Below are 23657 nucleotides of genomic sequence, written 5' to 3'. Positions count from 1 at the left end.
GTTCACTCCGGTTTATTTTTTTGCAGGAGGAAATTGATATGGACAAGCAAAATGATATGGCGCAGCTTCGCTACCTTGAAGAAGTAGCCATCAGTCTGAAGCGAGCAGGTTTCGATACCGAGCGGATTGAAGACCATCACCTTCCCGTCACCTGGAACGGGAGCTACCTATGCCGCATCTCTGGCAAAGGCAGTGTCCTGTACCGCCAGCAGAATGTGGATGCCAATGGCGCACAGGCGGAGTTGCAAAACGTGATCGACATCGCAAAAACGACCTCCGAGTACATGGCAATGATGGAATGTGCGCCGCAGCTCAAGGCAAGAGATTTGGAGGGCGACTACCGTGTCCTGGCGGATTTCAACTGCATCGTTCTGGCGGGGCATCCCACCAGCTATGGCGTCCGCTTCATTACCTGGGAATGGGATTGGAATCGTGAGGGCGTCCACACCGGGAACTATTTCTATGAGCATTACGAGGAAGCGAAGCGGGACTTCGCCACACGGAGCGGGCTGGTTCAGAAAGACGCCCTTTTTGCACCGGAGCAACTCGCCGAGATCTACCATGCCCTGCGCTTCACCAGGGAGCAGGACGAGTCTCTTTCCATCGGGCAGGATCGGGAGCTGAAGAATATTATGACGCAGGTTGAGCAGCTGGTACCGGAGAATGACCTGCATCGCCGGGAATCCCCGGAGCAGAGCGGTATGACAATGAAATAAGATCAGACGGCTGAGTCGGACAGAAATGTCCGACTCTTTTTTCATTTTGGAGGAAATCACTTATGAGAGCTGGAGACAAGCTCCGATTTAACATCAGGCTTTCTCAAGTCCCGGAGTATCACCCGGAACCGGAGCCAAATCCTATATGCACCCATTCTCCAAACTGTCGGGACTGCCCGTATCCCCGCCACGGCTTCCTCTGCTGGGGCTCAGACGGGAGCTGCCTGCGGAGCAGAATGAGCGAGATCATAGGAAAGGAGGAAAAAAGCAATGATGCAGGTAATTCTCAGTAATTCCAAGCACCCGGAATACGGGCAGGCCACCATCCCATTCCCACTGGCACAGGACCAATACGAGGACTGTGTCGAGCTGTTGGAGAAACTGGAGGTCGGCAGCGCTACCAAGCAGGATTGCAAGGTCCTGGAGATCAGCAGCGCATTTCCTGTCTTGAAACGTATGGAAATGCTCACCGTCAACCTGGACGAACTGGACTATCTTGCCAAGCGATTGGCGAGCTTTGATGTTGGAGAGGCTGCGCAATTTCAGGCCATGGCACACAAGCTGGAACTATTTGAACTGAAGGACCTTATCAACCTGACCTTCTGCTGTCAGCAGGCCACCGTCATCACGGACTTCACCAATTTGGAGGCCATTGGCCGTGACCACTACATGAATCTGCATGGCGGCTGCGCCAGCACGCAGGAATTAGAGGACCTGGACGGTGCCGAAACCGCCAGATTACTCATCGACAGCGGTACCGGAGCGGTCACGCCTTACGGTGTGGTCTACGACAACGGCATGAAATTGGAGCAGTATTATGATGGACAGCACTTCCCGGCATATCTCTATGAACCGTGTATGCTCATGATGGGATTGACCCATCGCCTGGAGCCGGAGGAAACGAAAAATATCACATGGTTTTACCTTCCCGCAGCCAAGGGCCAATTGGAACGCGCCATGGTGCGTTCCGGCATTACAGACCCTGCGGATATGCGCTTCCGATTTTCTGAAAGTATGTTCCCCGATGAGGTGGATGCTACGCTGGACTTCCGATACGAAAATATCTACGAACTCAACAACCTGGCATTGGCGGTAAGCAAGCTCTCTGTGGAGGCGCAGAAAAAGCTGGGCGCTGTGGTGGAAATGGCCGAACCAGAATACGCCTCCCAGATCTGCCGTCTGGCAGAGAATCTGGATCAGTTTGAATTTGCTCCTGGCGCTCACACGCCCGCAGAGTACGGCAGATTTATGATCCAGGAGTCCGGCCACTTTGAATATGACGAGAATCTGGAAGGATTTTACGACTATGAAAAGTTCGGCCTCCAGCGTATGGAGCAGGAATCCGGCATGTTCACCGATAGAGGTTATGTTTCTTACCACGGAACCATGAGCCTGGAGGAACTGATGATGGAGGACCCGGCAGAATCCTTTCGGGAGGAACAGGGCCTCCAGATGGGAGGGATGAAATGATGACACTGTATCTGACGAGAAAAGCCGGCACAGAGCCTGTCCCCCTCTCACTTCCTGCAACGCCTGCTGATATCGGAAACGCCTTTGCGAAACTGGACACCATCTGTCCGGACCCTTCCACCACGGAGATCTATAAGGTGGACAGTGAAGTCCGAAATCTGAGCCGGTACATTTGCAAAGCAGATGTGGAGGACAGCGAAATCCTGCGGAAGCTCAACCAACTGGCGGAATTGCTTCAGGGCATGAGCCGGGAGGATCAGATGAAGATGGAGGGCGTGCTGGACGGCAATTCCATCAACGGTATGGACGATATCCTGAATGCGGCGAATAGGGTGAAAGAATATGTCATGCTGGAGGAGGTGACATCGGACCGCACTCTGGGGAATTACCTCGTTGCGCACGGCGTGATCGACTGCCCCGAAAACATCAAGCCGTATCTGGACTATGTTGGCATCGGCGCGGAGTTTTACAGTGACCACGGCGGGGCATATACGCTGAACGGTTATGTGGTCAGGAAAACGGAACTGCCACCGCAGCTTCAGTCTCAAAAGCCATTCCGTGTGGAAAGCCGGGACGAGATGCTCCGCCTGACCCTCCGTACCGCCCGCCATGCGGACTATCCTCTCATCCTTCCCGCGGATGAGGAGTACCTGTCTTCCGTGAAGAAATACCTTTGCATTGATGAATTTGCCGAGGCGCAGATTCGGGATGTGCGCTTCAAGACTCCCTATATCGGGCAGATGATCCATGCCATGGAATGCCCTTCCGTGGAGGAATACAATGAGTTCGCCGAAGCGTTGGAGGCAATCTGGCAGACAGACGGCGCTCTTTTGACCTACGCCGCCGTGCTGGATGCCGAGCAGCCGGACACCCTGCGCCGCGCCTATGAGCTTTTGCAGGATCTGGACAATTACGAGCGCATCGTTGAGGGAACCTACGAGTATGGACAGCAGCGCCTACAGGAACTGTTGGAATTGGATCACGACGAGATCGCGGAGCTGGACGGTTACATGGACTTTGAGCAGTATGGACAGGACTGCATGGATAAGGACCATGTCATCCAGACCGAGTTCGGTTTGCTGCGGCGTTTCGAACCGCCCTTTCCTGAGCAAAGTCAGACCCAGCAGATGAAGGGACTTTGAAAAACTTCTGGTAGCTATTACGGAAAGAGTGTGTCACGGTTACCGCTATTCATTAGGAAATAGACACTGAATTGATAACTTTTTGATAACACTTACCCCGACGTATAGCTATTGCTTCGAAATTGCGGTATGGTGCGTCGTTGACAGGAGGCGATGTGATGTACGAATACATGAGAGGACTGCAGCGGCAATTCTTCAAGGAACCGGACTTTCTGGAACTGCGGCAGGAACTGAATGAGCTCCACCAGGAACTGACGGAGGACAGCCCCAAGGATGAACGGCGCAAGCTGCTGAAGCTAGTGGATCTGGAGGCGGAGTTGCGGGACGAGATTTCCCTCGCCAGCTTTGCGGCAGGCTTTCGTCTAGCGTGGGGCATTATCGGTGAACTGAACATAGAGCCGCCCTACTCATTCGCTGAGGAAGAAGAGCGCAGAATGGGACGGCTTGCAGACTTAAGGAGGGATGAATAGTGGCAAAGCATAGGCCGTCCGGTGACGGCATGGTACGCAAACGCGATGATAGTCAATAGGAAGTTCGCATCGTGGTATGGCATCGGCTACAATAACAAAGGTTAGACTTTCGCAAAACGCTGTTGTATGTTGTGTGGCTATACCACAGGAAAAGAGGTGAAATACAATGCAGAAAAGCGAACCCAAACCCAATAACACCAGGTTCCAGATCAGGCCCGCTTCTCCCGAGGAAGCGGGCTTGTTTTATGCCCAGCTTCCTGTGGAGGATGAGCGGCTGGGCGCCATCGGCCATGTCCGGATGGACTTCGGTCGCAGCGGAAATGAGTTCTGGCACACCTGGTGGCCCCGCGGACCGGAGGAGCTGAACAGCCCCACGTTCAAATCCGAGCTTCAGGAGGTAGTGGATGAGCTTCGGGAGAGCGTCTTGAAAAACCGCTTTGCCATGGAGCGTTACTGCTACGGTCACGGGGGAAAGATCAGCGGCGGCTGGGTCCAGAACTATGGCTATGTCATAGAAACAGAGAACTACCGCTACTGTCTCCGCTGCAATCCATCCCCCGGCGACTACAACGCCTACCTGACAGCATTTGATCTGAACGTCCAGCGGCAGAACATGGCGCAGCAAGAAAAGCCGCTGGTCGGCAGGGTCACATTTGTCAATGGCGACACCCAGGAATTTACGGATGTCGAAGCATACCTGCGGTGTATCGAAGATGAGCTGCCGGACCGGCCCATTACTGGCTTCCGGTATGAGACCCTGACAGATGACCCCGCTGTCCGCAAGGGAGTGGACGATATCCTCTTCAATCTCTTCGGGGAGGAAAATCCTCGTCCGCTGGAGAAATATGAAACGCCCGATCAGGGCATGAAAATGGGAGGTATGTGAACATGATCGACCGCAATTTCGTAAAATTTCTGAAAGAGCAGTATCCCAAGGGTACCCGTGTCCGCCTGAACTCCATGTCAGATCCCTACGCGCCGGTGGAATCCGGCACTGAAGGCAGCGTCGAGATGGTGGATGACGCCGGCCAGCTTCTGATGAAATGGGACAACGGCAGGACGCTGGCGCTGATCCCTGGTGAGGACAGCTTTTCTGTGCTGCCGCCCAAGCTGACCACGCTCAAGCTGTATATGCCTATGACGGTAGATCGCTTCGAGAGCGACGGATGGGGCGGCACAGAGAACGAGCCGACTGAACTGAGCAATTATGAGGCCATCCGCTATGTGGACAGCATCAACGCGGCGCTCCGGCGTGAGGAGCTGCCCGCAGAGGCAGAGCGGGGACTCATGCACTATTACAGCAAGAACGACGATATTGCCCGGAAGGTCCGAAAGGTCACCTTCGCCGCCGAGGTGAGGGATCAGAAGCTCTGGGGCGTGGCGGAATGCCAGATCGCCGGTGAGCTGACGCCGGAGGAACTGACCGGGCTGAAAGAATTTGTGTCCGGACAGGCGTCAGATGGATTCGGCGAAGGCTTCGAACAGCGGGAGATTTCCGTGCCGGACGGCCATGAGATCTACGCCCACCTGTGGCAGTGGGAAAACTGGAGCATCCAGACCGAGCAGGAGTGCTTCTCACCTAAGCTGGCGGAAGGATTGCCGGAGCTGTGCTTCTCCGTTCTCCCCTCCACCGGCGAACTCATCTGCATCAAGCGGGGCGAGAGCGGGTACTATCCCAGCGATTGGAGTACCACCGATCCTGAGCAGAACCGGGAACTGGCGGATGAAAACAATGAGCGCCTGGGCGTGACAAAGGCGCAGGAGGAAGCCATGAAGGTCGGCTCCATGGTGGGCTGGGGAGTCCCCGGTGCGGACCCTGCCGCCTATGAACAGGATGGACCGCGGATGGGAGGGCTTGGCCGTGGATAAACTTTTCTTAGTGGAGTTGTCCGGAGGTAATATCAGGCACTGCGAACTGGAGTTGCCGGCAACAGATTATGAACTGCTGGACGCACTGGACAAGCTGCGGCTCTCAGCATCGGACAAGCTGTACTTTGATATCTGCGACTACTATGGCTACAACTACCTGGCACCGTTTATCAGCGACACTCTGAACCTCTATGAGCTGAACGCCCTCTCCCGAAGGCTGGCTGATTTGAACCCGGCACAACAGACAGCCTTTGCGGGGCTTCTGAAAATGGAAGTGGAAAAGCGGGACGGCGATATTCTCGTCCCGAAGCTCATCGACCTTGCCTACAGTGCGGACTGCTGCCATGTGGTAGCCGAGGCATTGAACGACTCCCAGCTGGGCAGATTCTATGCGGACAACGGCTTCATCCACATTACAGAGAATGTTCCCGATCCCGTCTACGAATTGCTGGACTTTGAAGCCCTGGGAAGAAAAGCACGCAATGAGGAGGGCGGCGTGTTTGTGGATCGGGACACCTACGGCTGCTTTGGCTACGTTGTCCGTCACGCTGACTTGGTGGAAGCGTACAAGGACATGGATCTGACCCCGAAGAAACCACCATACACAGTCCTGCTGGAACTGACGAAGGGATGGTTCCATGATCCTGCGTATGACAGCGAAAAGACTGTCCAGCTGTGGTTCCCGTCATCCCCTGCCGAGATGGACCACGCGCTGATTGAGCTGGGGGCGGCAACATGGGCTGAAGTATCTTTCCAATGCATCGACTGCCGCGTCCCCGCTCTGATGGATGCCGTCAGCAGCGCCAATAATGTGGCGGAAGTCGACCGGTTCAGTCAGTGGCTGGACAACATCCCGCAGGAGAAGCTGGCTGGATACAAGGCATTGCTGGCAGCCGCCCAATGCCGGGACCTGCAAAACGCCATGATGCTGATGGACGCTCTGGACAGCTATATCTTCACGCCCAGCTTCAGCTCTCCAGTGGATGTAGCCAGAGGTGAGCTGAAAGTGACCATGGCGAAGAGCGACGCGGAGATCCTGCTACCCCACGTCAACCTGTACACCTATGGAGATGCCCTGCTCCAGAGCCAACACGCCATCCTGACGGAATATGGAGTGATCGAGCGGCAGGACGGACAACCTATACTGACCCAGCAATCTCAGGAAATGGGGATGAATATGAAATGAACAAGGAACAATTCTGGCGCATTGTGGATGACGTTCGCAGCAGCGCCGATCCCAGGGATCAGGAAGCGATCCTTTTCGCGCTCCAGGAGCAGCTGAGAAAGCTGCCTTCGGCAGAGATCATGGAGTGGCAGGAGATATTCCAATTCTATGACGATGCCGCTTATCGCGCCGAGCTTTGGGCGGCAAGCGGCGCCATGGGCGTCCACTGCTCAGATGACGGATTTATGGACTTCCGCAGCTGGCTGATCTCCCAGGGCAGGGATGTGTATATGGCCGCGCTGAAGGACCCGGAATCTCTTGCCGAAGTGGATACCGAGGGGCAGAGCCTCAATTTTGAGCAGTACGCTTACGTCGCACCCAAAGCCTATGCCCAGCGCAAGGCGTATGAAGCCGGTCCGCTGACAGACGTCATCCGGGACTACATCAACTGGGCGTCGCAGTCTGAGCAGCAGGTGTTGGATCGCCTGATGAGAGCGTCGCCTCATAAGAAGAATCTCAGCGTAGGCATTGCCAATGCTTTCCTACAGAGGTGTTTGGAGTTGAAATATGATCTGTATGAAGATTTGCGACAGATCCCATCGAATCCTAAACTGCTGGACAGCCTGATGGAAGATATCCCGGAAAAGCGGGACTTCGACCCGAACTGGACGCTGGAGGATCTGCCGCGGATTTTCCCTCGCCTCTGCCAAAAACACGAGGCTCAGATGGTCACTTGGTCTGCTAAGGGACCGTTGCCTGTAAAAGCGGTAGAGCAATACTATTCATTTCGCGCGGATTGCCCGACAGCCAACGCCGTTCGCCGAAGAGTCGGGACGCTGACTGCCGACGAGGAAGCCATACTTGCCGCAATCGTCCTGCGCTACGATCCGAAATCGACAGAACGGGCAATGGAACTGTTGGATCATGCTTCTGAGTATGCGATCCTGAAAGGCGTGAACTGCTACGAGTCATTGGGCAGGTACTATCTTGCCCATGAAACCTCCGTACCGGAGGAGCTGTATGAATACATGAATCTGGATGCGCTGGGTTGCCGTTACGAAGACGAGCATCCCGGCGTTTTTGTCGGCAATGCCTATGTGCAGTATCCATCCCAGACGCAGACTATGAGCATGAAGATGAAATAGCATATCGCCATCCGCCATTGCGAATTTGAAAATTAGATTTAGGGGCCGTTTTCCGAAAGGGGAAACGGCCCCTTCTTTTTTTATGCCCTTTTTCGGAAAACCAGGCTCCGGAAAGGAAAGAAAATGCGTGAAGAAAAGCTGCTTGCATACCTAAAGGGTGCCTGCCCCGGCAGACAATATCGCGTCAGCGGCGCCGAGTTGGAACGGGTTCTTTGCATCAGTGGTACAGACCTGCGGAAGTTGGTGAACCGTCTTAGGCGCAAAGGATATCCAATCGGCAGCGACCGAAACGGCTATTTTTACGCCGTCACTGCAAGCGAGATCTACTCCACCATCCGCCAACTTCAGAGCATGGTAGCTGGATTGGAGGCGGCAATCCGTGGACTGGAGACATCCATGGACCGTTTTCAGGAGCGTGAGGGAACTCGTCATGGCTAAGCCCCCCTTTCCCTGGATTGGAAGCAAGGAGAAGCTCGCCCCCTACATCCTTCCGGCATTTCCTCCGAAGCTCCGGCAGTATGTGGAGCCTTTCGGCGGCAGCGGTGCCGTGCTGTTAGCTCTTCCCCCAGATTCAAACCGACTGGACATCTACAACGATTTGGATTCGGAGTTGGTCAATCTGTTCTCCTGCATTAAGGAACGTTCCAACGTTCTGATGCGAGAACTGAAATTTTTGCCCATTCAATCCAGAACGTTGTTCGAATACTACCGTGACTTTGTAGCACACAAGGATGTCTATTATCAAAACATTCAGGAGGAGATCGCTTGTCTGGGTGACCGCTCCTGCTTTACGGAGGAGCAAGCCGGAGAACTGCTCCCCATCTTCAAGGAACGGCTTCGGCTCTATGATGTGAAGCGGGCGGCAGCTTTCTACAAGGCCATCCGTGGCAGCTTCAGCGGGACAGTTACTTCCTACGGCGTGAAGGGTGTAGATATAGAGCACTTTCTCGGCCTGTTTCCCGCGGTGTCCGAGCGGCTAAAAGATGTGCCGCTGGAAAACAAGAACGCTCTACAGCTCATTCGGGAACGGGATCGCAAGGGAGGACTAATCTATTCGGATCCGCCCTATGTCACGACTGAAAAGATTTACCGTGTATCTCGCAACATTCGAACTATCCGTCGCATCCGCCATTTCCACGTCCGTTTGTGGCAGGTGCTTTCCCAGTGCAAGGGCTATATCGTAGTCTCCTACAACGACTGTCCCTTCATTCGAAAGCTCTACCAGGATTATTACATTTTAGCCTTTCGCCGGAATAATCCGCTGTCGCAGAAAAAAGGCGCGGAATTCGGTGAACTCATCATCACCAACTACGATCCAGAACCATACCTGAACCGTCAGATGAGCCTCTTTGACGGGCAGTTGGGGGATCTGGAACTGAAAGTGATCCATCGGCCTGACCGACCGATCAAATATCATTCATGAAAAGGAGAACGATTACTATGAAATTCAAGATTTGCCCTGATCCCGAAAGAAAGGCCCTCTCTATCCCCCGCGCTGCACTTCAAATCTCAGGCCTTGACGGTCAGGATGAACTGCATCTTCATGCGGATGACGGCTGCGTCCTGCTTTTGCCGGAGTGCCCCACCGCGGGGGAGACGGTGAAGACCATCCAAATGCTGGTCGACATCAACACCCAGCTCATCTCTGACCTGGCGGCAGCCAGCCGTCGAGCCATGGAGGATGTGGAGTGCGAGTGTCTGAACTGCGGACACCGAACTTCCTGTTTTGGCATCTGCATCCCGCCTTGCCAGCTGGAAGAAGCGGGGATCGATCCCGAATCTGAACTGGCCACCTGTGTGCAGGAGGGCAGAATCATTATCCAGCCCATGGAAAAGCCCGACGCAGACCAGTTCCTGGATGAACTGGATGAAGATCTGTGCTCCATGCTGACCGATTCCGGCGTCCTGCTGGCGGGCGTCCACCGCCTCCTGATGCACGAGGGGTACTGTCATGAATGATACCTACCTCTATCCATGGGGGGCCAAGGATGCCAGGAGGCGGAACGAGATCGCACTCTGGCGTGAAAGCTACCGAGCCAATGTGGCGTGCAGGCAGGCCATTGAGGATGCCATCCGGCAGAACTTTGACGGAATGCACCTCTCTTCTGACTGCCTGAAGCCTGTGCTGGAGGAGTACGGCTACAAGCGCACGGCTTGGGTCCTTGCCAATACGCTGCACGAACTCAAGTCGGACGGGCGCTTCAGCCAGTCCAACAAGCTCTGGGCGGAGCGTTTCTACATTCCCGCAGATCCCGACCACAACAGCGATTTCACGGTTCGCAGCCATCCCGCCGTGCTGGATGGTTTCGTGAATTTGTATCGGAAAGCATATCAGGATTTGGGTCTGTTCGGTCCTGAGCATTGCACAGGTGACCGGAGCGAGCAGGACTTTACAGGCAAGGTGCTGGTACTCAGCCCTGATACGCTGAAGGAATCCTGCTGGCGTCAGGAGGATCAGCTCTGGTACGCCCACGACGGCTTCGGCTGCAGCCCCCACGCCAGAGGGCGTTCCGTCCGCTGCACCTGCCTGGGTGACGGAGAGATGACACGCTGGAACCGCTCGGATTTTGTGGGCGTTCTGAAGGAGGAATACCTGCCGGACTGGGCGCTGGAAAAGCTGGACGCACTGTGCGGGCAGGAAAAGACGGATGCCCCTGCCATGGGCGGCATGACGATGAAATGAAGGAGGAATCACGAATGTGCGTGACATTTTATACCGTGGACGATCTCCGCCCCGGACGCTGTACCGGCTGGAATATCCGGCGGTTTCAGACGCTGAAGGACGCCATCTCCCATTACCGGACGCTTCCCGCTGAGGGAACCCGCATCCTCGGCATGGCGGATGAAGGCCGTGTTTGGGAACTGATCCGCTGTGTCCGCCTGTTCCCCGGTGAAGCGCAGGGGGAGGATGTGCTGGCAGCGGATTACCGCTCCTGTGGCCTGACGCGCGAACTGCCGGAGCTGAAGAAAGCGCTGAATACCTGCGTCGATGAGCTGCGCCCCCGCTATATGCTGGAGCCTGAGCGAATGGTCCCCATCCCCACGGGGAAAAAACTGCGGGAGGAGCTGCGGGACAAATTGCTCTGGCGTGGATATGGCGGGAAATACGATTCCGCGATCCGCTCCATGTATGTTTACGGCGTTGGCTGGGTCTCGCCCCAGGATGTGAAGAAACAGGGACCGCTCCCGCTGGTCCTGTGCTATAAGGTAGACGCCATGACCAAGGATGGGGCGTATCTGTCGCTGGAACCGGAACCCTGGGAGTACCAGCTGATGCTGAAGTACACGAAAAACTATTATGAAGATGAAAATAGGAGGAACATGAAATGAAACGAATGCTTTCCATTTGCGCCGCGGCGCTGTGCCTGACCATGGCGCTGGCCCCCACCGCTCTGGCGGCGGACTTTGAGACTGCCCCTCCCAATGCCAAGGTCTGCTACCCCACCTCCATCGTCCGCAGCGACGATGGGACGGAACTGAAGAAGATCTATGATCTGGGTCCCGAGGATGACCCTGCCGGAATCCCTCGCTCGGATTTCCAGAAGGATGGCTTCCAGTATACCCTGACGGACCTGCTCAAACAGGAACTGCCGGAAAATGAGAGCCGCCAGCACACGGAGACCGTCACCCTCCAGAGCAAGAAGAAGGATATGGAATCTGTCCTGGCCCTGCTGCCCCAGGAAAAGGAGTTCATCACCGACGATGGACTTGTTGGGAACTTGACGCTCCGACTTGATACCGTCCAGGTGGAGCCTGCGGGCTATGGCAGCTCCACCAAGGAGGTCTCCGCCAAGCGCAGCTATCCCAACCTCACCGGTCAGGATACCCAGTACATCCCCAAGACCATTGAGGAAAACGGACGCACCCTGACGCTGCAGGAGATCCAGTGGCAAACGGACAACACCGCCACCACGGACGGTTACGCCCTGGGTGACCGCTATACCGCCATCGCCACCTACACCGGCAGCGCCACCAGCAGCTATGTCACCGGCTACACGGTCACGGCAGAATACACCGGCACAGTCAGCCGCATTGCCCTGAACCGTGTGCGCTATGTTGCCATCTTCGAAGGCACACCCATCCAGCCCGCACTGCCTGTGGAAACCGATGCAGGCACCCCGGCCTTCCGTTGGTCCTATGTGCTGATTCCCCTGGGTGTTGTCGCTGTGGCAGGCGCAGGAATCGGCGGAGCGCTGCTGTTGAAGCACAGGAAAGAAAACGCTGATGAGGAGGACGCGGAAGAATGAAGAAAATGATGAGTCTTTGCCTGAGCCTTTGCCTGACGGCTGCTCTGGCCGCTCCCGCCTATGCGCTGGAGTATACCATCGATGCCCCTGAGGGGCCGTCCTATGGAACGCCCACCTCCATCGAGGTGGTGCATACGGCAGACGGCGGGGCAATGAAAAATGAGGACGTCAGCAAGAATGCCGCCCTCATCCCTCCCGGCTTCGGAACACCCAGTATGGACGCCATGAATACCGGAACTTACCTCACGCCGAATCTGGCCCTCGGCGGTATGCCCGCCACCGGCACAGTCATCGGCGGCAACTCCGCGGCTGTCGTGGACCCCGGCAGTGCGGTGGTCACATCCCCCTCCAGTACCGTGATCACCACTGGCTATACCGAGGTCACCTCCGACCTCTACTACTCGGCAGGATATCTGGGTACGCTGAAAATTCCCGCTCTGGATCTGAGCGTGAAGGTCTACCAGGGTACGGACAGCAAAACACTGGCAAAGGGCGTCGGCCACTTTGAGGAAACCAGCATCTGGAATGGCAATGTGGCGCTGGCGGCGCACAACAGGGGCGTGAACAACTACTTCGGACAGATCCACACGCTGGAGATTGGGGACAAGATCACTCTGACCACCAAGCTGGGGGCTCGCACCTACAAGGTGACCAATGTCAGCAAGGTCAGCGAAACGGACCGCAGCGGTCTTGCCGCTTCCGGCGAAAATATGCTCACGCTCTACACCTGCGTCCGCAACCAGCGGGACGCTCGCTGGTGCGTCACAGCGGTGGAGGTTTGATTTTCTCCCTTTTGCCGGATCGGTTCTGTTCGACTTCTGCCCAGGCCTTGTGCTATGTTGATGCTGCAAAGAGCTTTCCACAAAGTACATGAAAAAGACACGGAGGGTAGAATATGAACAGAATCAAAAATGCAGGAAAGAACATGAGCATCATGCTCACTGGCGTGGCCATCGGCGCCGTGCTGACCGGTGGGTCCATCGCGGCCGCGGCAGGTGTCGTGGCGGAGCCGACCTGGCAGCCCATCTTCGTGGATGGCCGTCAGGTCCAGATGACAGCCTATAACATTGCAGGCCATAACTATGTGAAGCTCCGGGACATCGGTGAAAAAGTGGGGTTCAATGTCTATTGGTCCGACGGCGTTCAGGTGGACAGCGACGCTCCCTACACCGGCGAAGCACCAGTGCAGAAAGTCCCGACAAGCAGCATGACCCAGGACCTATCAGAATGCCGGCAGGAGATCGTAGACCTGACCAATGCTCTGCGCCGGGAACACGGGCTGCCGGACCTCTCTGTGGATGAACGGCTCATGGAAGCCGCACAGAGCTGCTCCGCACAGGGCTTCACCGCGCACCATAACCGGGAAGAGTGCGAGGCGGTACTGGAGAGCGGATACCCCTATGGCTTCGGCTCCAACCTGACGGTGTTCACTGCCAGTCCCGCTTCTGGCATCGCGCAGAGAGCGGTCTCGAACTGGGCAAACTCTCCCGGACACTTGCGGACGATGCTGGACCCGGACTGTGACAGCATCGGCGGCGGCATCACCGTGAGCGGCGGCAGGACCTACTGCTATATGTTCGTCGGCAATCCCACAGCCAATAATCCCTACGCTTAATGTTCTCATCCTGCCCTGGCCTTTCAGCAACCGCTGAAAGGCTCTTTTTTTGTTGCCAAATTACGAAAAGAAAGGAAGTATCTGCTCTATGAAAAGATTGCGGCATTCTCTGAAAACCCGCGTAACGGCACTGCTGCTTGCGCTGGTTTGCGTGCTCGGACTTTTCCCGGCAACCGCCTTCGCTGCCGGTACCGATTCGATCAAGCTGGAGAGCTTCGGCATGTCCGGCGTTTCTTATCAGTCGGCAAGCCTCGGTACCTGTACGCTGCATCAGATGTACTACGATTACGGCGGCAAGACCACCGTTGGCTTCTGTGGAACCAAGGGTGGAGGCATGGGAAAGTCCCTGATCGGACAGACATGGGGAAATCCCCAGGCCATCTCCGATCCCACCGTCAAGATGATGATGGCCTACTACTATTCCCACTCCACCGGCACCTTCACCGACGAAGCCCATGCCCTCGGCGTGGATGACGTATGGGGACCTGAGTATACCTGGTATATGAATGCCTGGGTGCAGGCCATCGTCTGGCGCTACAAGGCAGGTTCCCTCGGTGATCCTGTAACTGCCTGTGCCGAGGAACTGATGTATGTCTGGAACTCCCTCAAAAACGCGAATTACACAAGCATCGACCAGGCCTGCGACGGCTCTACGTTCCGGGACAGAACGCAGTATATCTTCGACCTCGGCAACCGCGGCGTGTGGGGTGAGTGCAGTGTGTACGAGTATTCGTTCACCGGCTCCGGCTCCAGTTCCCATCCCGCGAATACCGTGCAGGCTGTTGTAGTCGGTGAGCTCAGCATGGACATCACTGAGGAACAGTACAAGCTCACGGTCAAGAAGGTGGACGCCACCAACCCCACCAAGGGGCTGCCTGGTGCGAAATTCCACATTGAAGCCCAAAACGGCTCTTTCTCCAAGGATATCACCACCGATGCCGATGGGACCTATACGCTGTCCCCGCTGGATGCCGGCACCTACGCCATCACAGAAACGGCTGCCCCGGACGGCTATGCAATCGATAACGCCGGTCCTGAATATGTCGTCCTCCCCAATGGCACCAGTAATAGCGTGACCGTCACCTTTACCGATACGCCCAGCATCACGGCCAGCGGCAGTATCCGCAAAGTCGATGCAGATAATCCCAGCCATGGCCTTGCCGGCGCGGTCATCAAAATTACCGGCGTTGATAATAACTTCACCGGTACCTACACCACCGGCGCTGGCGGCGCTCTGAGTGATGTGCCTTGGGATACCATGCCCGTGGGAAGCTATGTGGCAACGGAAGTGACGCCCCCTGCCGGGTATTCTCTCAGCAAAGATGCCAGCAAGGTGCGGCAGGAGTTTTACTGGGACGGGAAATCCGACGTCTCCCTGGTTTTTGAGAATGATGCCAAGGTAAAAGTCCAGCTCATCAAACTGGATGATTCCGACAGGCCGCTCTCCGGCGCGGTATTCAACATCCTTAAGGACGGCCAGCTGATCGGCACGGAAGCCACGGATGCCTCCGGCAAGATCACGGTCACCAATGTCACGGAGGGCATGTATACCTTCGTTGAAGTATCCGCCCCCGACCCCTATGCCAAGCTGACCTCTCCCGTCTGCGCCCACGTGGATCAGGCCGTTGTCAATGGCGGTGGCACAGTCACGGTGACGGCCAAAGACCAGAAGCTCCCCAATTTGACCATTAAGAAGCTGGACAAGCAGAACAAGCTGCCTGTTGCCGGAACTGTGTTTGAGATCAAGGGCATCCACTACGGCTACCATCAGGACGTCACGACAGACACTTCCGGCAAGGCCGTTCTGACTGCTATTCCCGTAGACAGCTATGAGGTCACGGAGAAGTCCGTGCCCAAGCCCTATGTCCTGGACGAAACCAACACCCAGACAATTTATCTGGGTCCCGGTGATGATCAGCAGCTTGTTTTCGAGAACCTGAAGCAGCCCCAGCTGACCATCTCCAAAATCGACGCGGACGATTCCAGCCCGGTCGCCGGAACTGTTTTTACCGTAGAGGGCATTGACAGCGATTACCGCAGTGACTGGACCACTGGCGAAGACGGCACTGTTACCGACCGCGTCGCCCCTGGCACCTATCGGATCACGGAGAAATCCGTTCCCGCGCCCTACTATTTGCCGGACAAGGACGCAGACCGGGTCCAGACCATCAGCCTGAACGCCGGTGATGATAAGAGCATCACGTTCAAAAACCGCAAAATGCCTCTGCTGACCATCTACAAGGAGGACAGCGTTGCAGGTGCTGATGTGGAGGGTGCCAAGTTCCACATCACCTATACCAGTAACGGTGAATCCGCCGAAGCGCCCGCAACCATCGACTATGGCTATTTCCTCACGGATTCCCGTGGAGAGATCAAACTGCATGAGTCCGGTAAGCGTCTGTACCCCGGCGAGTACACGGTGACTGAGGTGGAACCCGCTCCCGGCTTCCAGATGAAAGAGCCTTCCACGCAGAAGGTCATCCTGTATGGCAGCGAGAGCAAAACCCTGACATTTCAGAACACGCCCCTCAATGCCATTATCGTCGAGAAATACGATAGCGTCACTCACGAAGCTTTGCCTGGGGCCACGTTCCTGCTGAGATTCCTGGGCGGCACTTCCGGTACCGGCGGCACCGTCATCGGGCAGAAAATCACCAGCAAAAACGGCACCGCCATCTGGACGGGGCTGACTGCCGGCACCTACATCCTGGAGGAAGTGGACCCCGCGGATGGATACAGCATCATCCAGTCCTCCGAGACGGTCTATCTGGCGGACAGCGGTGAACAGAGTGTAGTCACCGTGCCCTTCGAAAATGCCCCCGATGGCATTCTGCTGATCCGTAAGGTCTGCTCCGTCAATCCCAGCGTGACGCTGGCCAATGCGGAATTCAAAGTGACTTATGCGGATGGCACCCTGATCGGTGATGCCAACGGCATTTTCAAGACGGATGTCAACGGCGAGATCCGCATTGACGGCCTGAAGCCCGGTAAGAGCGTGATCGTCACAGAAACGAAAGCGCCTGATGGCTTCCTCATCGATACCCAGTCCCAGGCGATTCAGATCAAGGAAGGGCGCACAGTATCCCTGACTTTTGCCAACCAGCCTAAGGGAAAACTGATCATCCAGAAGCGGGACAGTGCCACTGGGCAGCCTTTGTCCGGCGCGGAGTTCCGTGTGACCACTGCCGCTGGATGTGAAGTCAGCCTTGACGGTGTTATCGGCACTGCAACGCTTACGCAGAATGGCATTTTCACCACCGATGCGCAGGGAGAGATCCGCATCTCCAATCTGGCTCCCGGCGCCTACGTTATCAATGAGATCAAGGCTCCGGACGGCTATGTCATGGATACAGCTTCTACCAATGTAGTCATTGGGAAGAACGGCGACACCCAGACCGTGGTCGTGAAAAACTCCAAAGCCGGCTCCCTGGTCATCCTGAAGAAAAACTCGCTGAACGGAGAGCCGCTGGAAGGGATCACTTTCAAGGTGACTACTTCTACCGGCGAATATGTGCCGGACGAGAATGGCCGGATCAGCAGCAATGGTCTTTACTATACCGATAAGGACGGCAAGATCACCATCAATGGCGTCGTAGGTACGCTGGTCGTGACCGAGGTGAAATCTATTCCTGGCTACACCATCGATCCCGCGACGAAGACCCAAACGGTCGTCGTCAATCCTAACGACACCCAGACACTTACGTTTTTTAACACGCCAAGCACAACTTTGGTGATTCAGAAGTTCATTGAAGGCACGGACCATGAGCCGCTGGAAGGTGTCCGATTCCTTGTGACAGACAGCTCCGGCGCTGTGGTAGGCCGGAGCAACGGCGAGTATGTAACGGATGAAGCGGGCCAGATCACCATTACTGACCTGGAACCCGGCACGACCGTGACCGCCCGTGAAGTACAGACTGTCGAGGGCTATGTCCTGGATGGTACCCCCAAGAGTATTCTCATCAAAGAGGGCGAAGTCCAGACCCTGCGCTTTTATAACAAAAAGCAGGGAACGCTTGTCGTTCAGAAGAAAGATCGTGTGAGCGGCAAGCTTTTAAGCGGTGTGGAATTCCAGATCACCTACGCCGACGGTGGCTATGTGGATGATGCCAACGGCCACCTCTCCAGCAAGGGTCTCTACACCACGGACTCGAACGGTGAGATCCGCATTTCCGGCATCACCGGGACTGTCGTGGTGAAGGAGACAAAAACCATCCCCGGCTATACCATCGACCCGGCCACTCAGACGCAGACAGTGGTGGTGAACCCTGCGGACACCCAGACCATTACTGTATTTAACGACCCTATTGGCGGCGTGGAGATTATCAAGGTCAATGAAGCTGACCGAAATGAGCGCATCCCCAACACCACCTTTGAGATCCGCAGGGTCGGTGACGATGCACTGGTGGACACAGTGACAACCGATTCCAATGGCCGGGTGTATGTGACTTTGGAGGACGGCAGCTACTACGCTGCAGAGACCAAGGCCAACGAGAAATACCGGCTGGACAGCACTCCCCATTACTTTACTGTCAAAGACGGTAAGTGCCAGCCCGTAACGGTGACAAACCGTAAAATCAGCGGCATTCTCATCCACAAAATTTCCAGTACCACAGGCGATGGTATCTACGGTGTTTCCTTTATCCTCTATGACAGCAGCAACACCCCCATCGCCCAGGAAACCAGTGATGACCGGGGGTATGTCCGCTTTGAGGACCTGACCCCTGGCCGCTATTACCTGCGTGAGCTGGAAAATGAGGGCTATGTACCTGACACGCAGAGAAAGACCGTTTATGTCAGATCCGGCGAGACTACGGAGGTCGAGTGGGAGAACACGCCCGTCACAGGTCAGATTCAGATCGCCAAGACCTCCGCAGACTACAACAGCATGAACGGCTGGCCCGCCGGAACTCCTATCCCCAACACCGTCTTTGAGATCTACAACTATAAGACAAACCGTCTTGTAGACACGATTAAGACGAACAAGAACGGGCTCGCGGTCAGTAAGGTGCTGCCTCTGGGGCGCTACAAAATCGTAGAATCCCAGGCGGCGGAGTTTTATGGACTGGATAAGACCCCCATTGAGGTGGAGATCGAGTTCGCTGGCCAGATCGTCAAGGCGGCTATGACCAACAAGAGCCTGTATACCAACGTGTCCATCAAGAAAACCGGCTTCGTGGAGGTCATGCCCGGCCAGACGATCCGCTACGACCTCTCCAACATCGCCAACAACTCAACCACCAGTCTGACCTCGTTCTACTGGCGGGACACGCTGCCCACCAACGCGGTCCGGCTGGACAAGCTGGTCACCGGCACCTGGAATACCCCCGGCAATTACAAGGTGGTGTACAAGACCAACCTCAGCGGTGATACCTGGCGTGTGCTGGCGGACAATCTGAGTACAGCGCAAAACTATGTGCTGGACGCATCGCCCGCGGCACTGGGCCTTGCTTCCAATGAGTACGTCACACAGTTCATGGCATCCTTCGGCGTGGTACCCGCCAACTTCCGGCAGGTAGAGGCACCGAGAGTGTACTGCAGCGTGGTCTCCTGGCTCACAGGCGGCACGCAGTTCGTCAATCAGGCGGACGCGGGTGGCGTCTACGACGGCCAGTGGATCATGGCGACCTCCCGCTGGGTCACCAGAGTTTATAAGCCCAGCAAGCCCCTGCCCCGCACCGGCTATTAAGCCCTCCGAATAATCTTTAAGGGTGGACCGCTCATTTGAAGCGGTCCACCCTTAACCGTGCAAAAAATCCGGAAAGGAACCAGGCTGTAGGGAAACAGCTCCCAAAAGCCTGGTTTCTTATCTGGGTGTCGCTGTCTCCACAGTCTCTCCTTTTCAAAAAGGAAAGGACGATATATGAGAAAGCACAAGAAAATGATTTGTATCCTCGGCATGGTGCTCCTGATGACCTGCCTGCTCAGCACGGCAGCCTTTGCCGCAGGCGATGTTGCTTCAGCGGTGGAAAACACCTGGAAAGATGCCGCAAGCCAGATCAAAACCGTGGTGGACAATGTGGTATTTCCCGCGCTGGACATGATCCTCGCCATCGCGTTCTTTGTCAAACTGGGCAGCGCGTACTTCGACTACCGGCAGCGGGGACAGTTTGAATGGACGGGACCCGCCATTCTCTTTGCCTGCCTGATCTTCACCCTGACAGCTCCCAAGTACATCTGGACCATCATCGGGATCTGAGGTGCAACATGAATTTTTTTGAACAGGAACTTCGAAAAATCGTAGGGGACCGATCTCCTGACACCACATTCGTGGGCAGGGCCTGCTATGTTCGGCTGAATGAAATGAATCGTGTAAAAATTCGATTCATTTCTACCGAAATTTCAAACCACTACAATGCCCTGCGCCTGACAATTCTAAATCGACAGGAAGGCGAAGTAGATAACTTACTTCTGCGTTTTTCTGATTTGCTGGGGAAGAAGATGACTTCCAATCCAAATTTCCCAAGCGGTATCACCCCTCATATCTGGGATGACAACGGTAAGCTATCCTGGTATGTCTACCAGCCCAGCAGTCAGGATTATCAAACGCTCTCTGATGCCACATCTGATTATCTACAGATTTTTCAAGAGATGGAACAGAACGCTGACCAGGGGTGGCAGCAGTCCATGAAGTAGGCGGAGGTGAGCAACCATATTTATCTGGGATTTTGTTGCCGCGACGGTGCTGGATCAGCTGGTGGACTGGATCTACGGGCAGATCGTGGGCTTTCTCGGCAACTTCTTTGCCCTCATGGGCAACATGGGCGTGGAACTGTTTGAGCTGGACTGGGTAAACGCCATCGTGCTGTTCTTCTCCCGTCTGGGCTGGGCGCTCTTTGCTGTGAGCGTAGTAGTCTGCGCCTTTGAGTGCGGCATTGAATACTCCGCAGGCAGAGGCAATTTGCAGCAATGCGCCCTCAACGTCATCAAGGGTTTCCTGGCGGTGAGCCTCTTCACGGTGGTTCCCGTTCGGCTGTACGCACTGTCCGTGTCGCTGCAGGGGACCTTTTCCGCGGGACTCACCGGCTATGGCCGAAGCATCGGCGAGGTGGGCCAGGACATCGTCACAGAGCTCAGCGAGATCCAGACGCTCTCGGACGCGGTGAACAGCACCCATTTCGGTCTGGATGTCATCACCAGCCCCATCATGATCCTGTTCTGTGTGATCCTGATGGCTTACGCAGTGCTGAAGGTGTTCTTTGCCAACCTCAAGCGGGGCGGCATTTTGCTTATTCAGATTGCCGTGGGCTCTCTGTATATGTTCAGCATCCCCAGGGGCTATCTGGATGGCTTCGTTGGCTGGATGAAGCAGGTCATCGGTCTGTGCCTGACTGCTTTTTTGCAGTCCACCATCCTCATTGCTGGACTCATGATCTTCAAGGATCATGCGCTAATGGGTGTGGGCCTCATGCTCTCTGCCGGCGAGGTTCCCCGCATCGCTGGAAATTTCGGAGTGGATACCACAACGAAAGCCAACGTCATGAGCGCCGTATACACGGCGCAGGCGGCGGTGAGTACCACCAGGACCATTGCTGCGGCAATCAAATAAGAACGAGGTGGAACACAAATGGAAAAAAGTATTACCATGGCCAGCCTGTTCGACGGTATCGGCGGCTTCCCTCTTGCGGCAGTCCGCTGCGGCGTTGAGCCGGTATGGGCCAGCGAGATCGAGCCGTTTCCCATCCTTGTGACAAAGCTTCGCTTTCCGCAGATGACGCATATGGGAGACATTACAAAGCTCAACGGGGCGGATCTGCCGCCTGTGGATATCATCTGCGGGGGCAGCCCGTGCCAGGACTGTCTGTGGCCGGAGCGCGTGCTGGTTTGGCTGGCGAGCGTTCCGGCCTTTTTATGGAACAAATCCGAGTGATAAAGGAGATGCGCGATGCGGATAGAAGAACTGGAAGGACAGGAGTCTTTGTTCGCCCGCGATTCGGGATCTGGGAAAACGTCGTCGGGGCGCTCAGCAGCGGGCGAGATCCTGCAACCGGTCAAAAACGGCCTGGAGCAGACTTTCAAAAAGTCCTCGAATCGTTCCTCCAAATTGAAGAACCACACCTTCATGTTGTTAGACCTGAGACCGGACGCTGGGAATATTCTGGGGCCGTGCTGGGAGTACGATCCTGCGTGGCTTGGATCACTTGGGACGCTCAATACCTCGGAGTGCCCCAAAGACGTCGTAGAATCTACGCTGTGGCAGATTTTGCTGGATACAGTCCCATCCCGATACTGGCTATCCCGAAAAGCGTGCCGGGGAATGCTGCGCCGTGCGGACTGCCGTGGCAAGTTGTTGCCGAAATTATTAGAAATAGCGCTTTCGATGCAGGGAGGATTGATCCCGCCCGGACCGATTCCGGATGAACTCAAAGCCTACCACTTCAACCAAAGGAATGAAGGCATCGACCTTGGCGATGTAGCCGGTGCGCTGCTGGCAACGCAAAATCTCCAGATGCAGACTTTCGTCACGACGCCGGGTGCTTCTCCCGACGGCTCAGAAGAATCCGTTGCGTTTGCGATGAACCAGCGGGACGAGGTGCGGGACCTGCATGGGGTCGCCGGCGCGCTGCAGGCGCAGCCGGGAATGAAACAACAAACTTTTGTGGCGAGCTTCTCTGCCGGGGCAGGAGCCAGCGCCGGGTCCATTGCCTACAATGAAACCGTTTCGCCAACACTCAAGGGCAGCGCCAGCGGCAACTGCATGCCCAGCGTCCTCTGTATCAACGACCAGGGCGGAAAAATCATGGAGTGCAGTGAGGATGTGACCGGCACCCTGCGAGCTCAGGAGCATGGACACCAGCCGCTGGTACTGCGTCCGAAGCATCCCATGGTATATGAAAATCATGGCATTGACGGAAGATACACCGGCCCCCATGATGTAGCGCCCACCATGTCGGCACGCTATGGGACCGGTGGAAACAATGTCCCGCTGGTTCAGGCAGAAGAAGTTATCTGCATTACCGGCAACGCCATTGATCGCCAACCGCAAAACGGAGGCAACGGCATTGGCTGGCAGCGGGATATCGCCTATACCCTGACCGCCACGGACAGGCATAGTGTCTTTTCCAGGCAGCGAGTGGATCAGTTCAAGGAGGATGACATTGCCTCCACGGAAAGCGCACGGCAGTACAAGGATGCGACAGACATCGTCTGCCGTCCGGTATCGGAATGGAGTGACGCTTTCTGTCATCTGCTCCGCCGCCTGGTCCCATTGGAATGTGAACGGCTGCAGGGCTACCCGGACGGCTGGACAGATGTCCCCGGCGCTTCGGATTCGGCGCGGTATAAGGCCCTGGGCAACAGTGTCGCCATCCCCTGTGTGGAATACCTGATGGAGCGGGTGGCTCTTGTCATTGCGCTTGGTTTGGAGTGGCATCTTTAGTTGCTTTTGGTGAATAGCTTTTGCCCGCGCTTTAGCGTATGTTTGCTTTACCATCAAGGAAACGGAGGAACTGCCATGGCAGAAAAAACACGCAATCTGTGCGCTGAGATCCCGGAGGAACTGCACAGCAAGGTGCGGCAGCGTCAGAATGAGTCCGGCAAAACCCTGAGCCAATACATGACATGGCTCATCACTACATTTTATGAAATGGAGGACAAACCCAAAATGAGTAAGGAAAACACAAGAACGGTGGCGTTTCAGGTCCCGGAGGAATTGTTCGAGCGCTTCAAGGAATACCTGAGCAAGCACGGCATCAAGCAGAATGCCTTCTTTCTGGACTGCATCCAGCGGGCTCTGGCAGAGGACGCCGAAGCAGGCGCGAACGAGTAAATACATCATGAGCCGCTGTCGGGATTGACCCGACGGCGGTCTCGTTTTGGAG

23 protein-coding genes are annotated in these 23657 nt (G+C 55.8%); all 23 read left to right on the top strand.

Translation table 11 applies throughout. The features are described from left to right. Positions 1 to 38 precede the first annotated feature (38 nt). The 23 genes from Q0Z71_RS02850 (at position 39) to Q0Z71_RS02735 (ending at position 23605) form a co-directional block, all read left to right on the top strand. On the top strand, positions 39 to 716 hold the full coding sequence (locus Q0Z71_RS02850) for a hypothetical protein (RefSeq protein ID WP_298017941.1): 678 nt from the start codon (positions 39 to 41) through the stop codon (positions 714 to 716). Between the two features lie 270 nt (positions 717 to 986). Continuing rightward, positions 987 to 2186 (top strand): antirestriction protein ArdA, encoded by a 1200-nt coding sequence (locus Q0Z71_RS02845; RefSeq protein ID WP_298017939.1) that lies wholly within the window; start codon positions 987 to 989, stop codon positions 2184 to 2186. Further along, positions 2183 to 3328, top strand: a complete 1146-nt coding sequence (locus tag Q0Z71_RS02840; protein WP_298017937.1) for an antirestriction protein ArdA — start codon at positions 2183 to 2185, stop codon at positions 3326 to 3328. The genes Q0Z71_RS02845 and Q0Z71_RS02840 overlap by 4 nt, the downstream gene beginning before the upstream one ends. 158 nt (positions 3329 to 3486) lie before the next feature. Further along, complete coding sequence (locus Q0Z71_RS02835; RefSeq protein WP_298017935.1) at positions 3487 to 3798, top strand: DUF6809 family protein; 312 nt, start codon at positions 3487 to 3489, stop codon at positions 3796 to 3798. Positions 3799 to 3964: 166 nt separating this feature from the next. Beyond that, positions 3965 to 4684 (top strand): hypothetical protein, encoded by a 720-nt coding sequence (locus tag Q0Z71_RS02830; protein ID WP_298017932.1) that lies wholly within the window; start codon positions 3965 to 3967, stop codon positions 4682 to 4684. A gap of 2 nt (positions 4685 to 4686) precedes the next feature. Continuing rightward, the gene (locus Q0Z71_RS02825) at positions 4687 to 5667 is read left to right on the top strand and encodes a DUF4314 domain-containing protein (RefSeq protein WP_298017930.1); all 981 of its coding nucleotides are present in this window, start codon (positions 4687 to 4689) and stop codon (positions 5665 to 5667) included. Continuing rightward, positions 5660 to 6853 (top strand): hypothetical protein, encoded by a 1194-nt coding sequence (locus Q0Z71_RS02820; protein WP_298017928.1) that lies wholly within the window; start codon positions 5660 to 5662, stop codon positions 6851 to 6853. Before Q0Z71_RS02825 ends, Q0Z71_RS02820 begins: the two co-directional genes overlap by 8 nt. Then, positions 6850 to 7977, top strand: coding sequence for a DUF4240 domain-containing protein (locus Q0Z71_RS02815; RefSeq protein WP_298017926.1), 1128 nt, complete (start codon positions 6850 to 6852; stop codon positions 7975 to 7977). Before Q0Z71_RS02820 ends, Q0Z71_RS02815 begins: the two co-directional genes overlap by 4 nt. A 123-nt stretch (positions 7978 to 8100) precedes the next feature. After that, a complete protein-coding gene (locus Q0Z71_RS02810; RefSeq protein ID WP_298017925.1) occupies positions 8101 to 8415 on the top strand; it encodes a hypothetical protein in 315 nt (104 codons plus the stop codon). Further along, entirely contained in the window at positions 8408 to 9400 is a 993-nt protein-coding gene (locus Q0Z71_RS02805; protein ID WP_178746043.1) for a DNA adenine methylase, read from the top strand. Before Q0Z71_RS02810 ends, Q0Z71_RS02805 begins: the two co-directional genes overlap by 8 nt. Before the next feature lie 17 nt (positions 9401 to 9417). After that, positions 9418 to 9936 (top strand): hypothetical protein, encoded by a 519-nt coding sequence (locus Q0Z71_RS02800; protein ID WP_298017921.1) that lies wholly within the window; start codon positions 9418 to 9420, stop codon positions 9934 to 9936. After that, a complete protein-coding gene (locus Q0Z71_RS02795; RefSeq protein WP_298017918.1) occupies positions 9929 to 10660 on the top strand; it encodes a DUF3849 domain-containing protein in 732 nt (243 codons plus the stop codon). Before Q0Z71_RS02800 ends, Q0Z71_RS02795 begins: the two co-directional genes overlap by 8 nt. 14 nt (positions 10661 to 10674) lie before the next feature. Further along, on the top strand, positions 10675 to 11307 hold the full coding sequence (locus Q0Z71_RS02790; protein WP_298017916.1) for a hypothetical protein: 633 nt from the start codon (positions 10675 to 10677) through the stop codon (positions 11305 to 11307). After that, positions 11304 to 12224, top strand: coding sequence for a cell wall anchor protein (locus Q0Z71_RS02785; RefSeq protein ID WP_298017914.1), 921 nt, complete (start codon positions 11304 to 11306; stop codon positions 12222 to 12224). Before Q0Z71_RS02790 ends, Q0Z71_RS02785 begins: the two co-directional genes overlap by 4 nt. Then, entirely contained in the window at positions 12221 to 13006 is a 786-nt protein-coding gene (locus Q0Z71_RS02780) for a class D sortase (protein WP_298017912.1), read from the top strand. The genes Q0Z71_RS02785 and Q0Z71_RS02780 overlap by 4 nt, the downstream gene beginning before the upstream one ends. Before the next feature lie 113 nt (positions 13007 to 13119). After that, positions 13120 to 13839: a CAP domain-containing protein gene (locus tag Q0Z71_RS02775; protein ID WP_298017909.1), complete on the top strand. Its 720-nt coding sequence runs from the start codon at positions 13120 to 13122 to the stop codon at positions 13837 to 13839. A gap of 88 nt (positions 13840 to 13927) precedes the next feature. Further along, positions 13928 to 19525, top strand: coding sequence for a SpaA isopeptide-forming pilin-related protein (locus Q0Z71_RS02770; protein ID WP_298017907.1), 5598 nt, complete (start codon positions 13928 to 13930; stop codon positions 19523 to 19525). A gap of 174 nt (positions 19526 to 19699) precedes the next feature. After that, entirely contained in the window at positions 19700 to 20035 is a 336-nt protein-coding gene (locus Q0Z71_RS02765; protein ID WP_298017903.1) for a DUF3852 domain-containing protein, read from the top strand. Between the two features lie 8 nt (positions 20036 to 20043). Then, positions 20044 to 20472, top strand: a complete 429-nt coding sequence (locus Q0Z71_RS02760) for a hypothetical protein (protein WP_298017901.1) — start codon at positions 20044 to 20046, stop codon at positions 20470 to 20472. A 16-nt stretch (positions 20473 to 20488) separates the two neighbouring features. Next, positions 20489 to 21385, top strand: a complete 897-nt coding sequence (locus Q0Z71_RS02755; RefSeq protein WP_298018194.1) for a conjugal transfer protein TrbL family protein — start codon at positions 20489 to 20491, stop codon at positions 21383 to 21385. A gap of 18 nt (positions 21386 to 21403) precedes the next feature. Continuing rightward, the gene (locus Q0Z71_RS02750; RefSeq protein ID WP_298017898.1) at positions 21404 to 21706 is read left to right on the top strand and encodes a DNA cytosine methyltransferase; all 303 of its coding nucleotides are present in this window, start codon (positions 21404 to 21406) and stop codon (positions 21704 to 21706) included. Between the two features lie 15 nt (positions 21707 to 21721). Further along, on the top strand, positions 21722 to 23215 hold the full coding sequence (locus Q0Z71_RS17055; protein ID WP_363316670.1) for a DNA cytosine methyltransferase: 1494 nt from the start codon (positions 21722 to 21724) through the stop codon (positions 23213 to 23215). Between the two features lie 75 nt (positions 23216 to 23290). Continuing rightward, on the top strand, positions 23291 to 23605 hold the full coding sequence (locus tag Q0Z71_RS02735) for a hypothetical protein (RefSeq protein ID WP_298017893.1): 315 nt from the start codon (positions 23291 to 23293) through the stop codon (positions 23603 to 23605). Positions 23606 to 23657: the final 52 nt, after the last annotated feature.

Origin of the sequence: uncultured Dysosmobacter sp., assembly GCF_947631635.1 — a bacterium.
GTDB lineage: Bacteria > Bacillota > Clostridia > Oscillospirales > Oscillospiraceae > Oscillibacter.
Note: the sequence above shows the minus strand (reverse complement) of the source record. Positions and strands in the feature narration are given on the sequence as shown.